Origin of the sequence: Lactobacillus hamsteri DSM 5661 = JCM 6256 (assembly GCF_000615445.1) — a bacterium.
Classification (GTDB): domain Bacteria; phylum Bacillota; class Bacilli; order Lactobacillales; family Lactobacillaceae; genus Lactobacillus; species Lactobacillus hamsteri.
On sequence record NZ_BALY01000065.1, the window covers coordinates 1 to 1,677 of the forward strand.

Annotated in this window: 1 pseudogene; it reads right to left on the reverse strand. The window is 40.6% G+C overall.

Going from position 1 to position 1,677, the window contains the following annotated elements:
- Positions 1-1,677: pseudogene (locus JCM6256_RS10265) on the reverse strand (IS1182 family transposase); the annotation flags it as partial.

Below are 1,677 nucleotides of genomic sequence, written 5' to 3' on the forward strand. Positions count from 1 at the left end.
AAGTGTCTGGGAAATAACTAACCCTTAGATACTGAAAAACGATCATTCCAACTCTTAATTTGAGTTTGATTGGTCGTTTTTTCTCTCTATTTTTATTTTTGAACAAAGAAAATTGGTCTTTTGACCATCTTCTGTTCCAATATTTGCTTAGATTCATCATCATGAAGGCTATGCCAACATCAGTTTCAACCTTCTTTTTGCCTCTCAAATGAGTTCGGCGCATGCCAAAGACGTTCTTCAAATGCCCAAAAATTGGCTCCACATCATACTTTCTCATACTGTAGATGTGCCTGCTTCAGGACTCTGAAGAACTTCTTTGGCTTTTTCCTTTAAATACTGCCAGTTAGGATTATAGCGTACTTGGCGTTGACGACCGCTCTTGGTTTTAGCTAAGCGTTCTAATTCAGGCGTCAGTTGAAACTCATCTGCTTCATAAACCTTAAAATCGCGAACCTGACCAGTCGAGCGGTCTTTGCGCTGGCTATAATATTTAAAGTTGAACCTGACGCCATTTTGATCGAGGTAGTAATCATCTTTTTCATCATAGAACCAGTTGGCCAGCTTAGTCGGATCGTTGCGATATTTTCTGGTCTTTTCCTTTTCATACATGGTATAGGGAATGAAGTATTTTTTGTCTGGATATTCTTTCTCTAGCATAGAATAGTTGTACTCGCTGCCATAACCAGCATCGGCGACAATCTTATCGAACTTGTCCAGCGTTGTCATCTGCTTTAGAAATGGTTCTAATGTCTTAAAATCAGTTGGGTTGGAATATAAAGAAAAGTCGACTACATATTGATCTGTAGTCGCGGCTTGAATATTGTAGCCTGGCTTCAGCTGGCCATTCTTCATATGGTCTTCCTTCATATGCATGAAAGTCGCATCATGATCAGTCTTGGAATAGCTGTTGCGTCCAGCAAAGATTTCTTCTGCTTCTTCGTATTTCTTCATTCGAGGAATGTAATCTTTTCCTAGTTTATTAAGCAGCTTTTTAAGGCCGCGCCTTCTTGCTTTTCTGGGCGAGCCGCCAGGAATAGCTTTTGGCTCTTGCTCAATTTCCTCAGTCAGCTTTTCAATTTCAGCTTCGGTTTCTTGTGCCAGTTCTGCCAAGCCCTGACTGGTCTGAGCCGTTTCTTGAGCCATTGCTTTGACAACTTCTTTGGCAATCAATTCATCATACAGCTCAACTGCCTGTCCTTTGAGCTTTTCATGAAACTTTTCAACTGCTTTGCGCCAAACAAAAGTATAGCGATTGGCATCAGCTTCAATCTTGGTGCCGTCAATAAAGATCGCTCCTTCATTGATTAGGCCCTCTTGCTCTAACAAATTGGTAAAGTAAAGGAAGCTTTTCTTTACCAGCTCATTGGCATGATCGCTGGATCTGAAGTTATTGATAGTATGGTATGAAATCTTTTGATGCTCGGCTAGCACCATCATTGGCAGATTTTCTTCCAGCATTAATTCAATCTTTCTGCCTGAAAATACTCTTCTGGAATAAGCAAAAAGCAAGATCTTAAGCATCATAGCTGGATGATAAGCAGGCCGTCCAGTTTTAGCGGTATCATCCAGCAAGACATCTTCCGGAATAGAATCTACAAACCAGCCGATTACCCTTGCCAAGTGATTATTAGGAATTGTGAAGTCTAAATTGAGTGTTAAAGCAGTTTGACCTGTGAT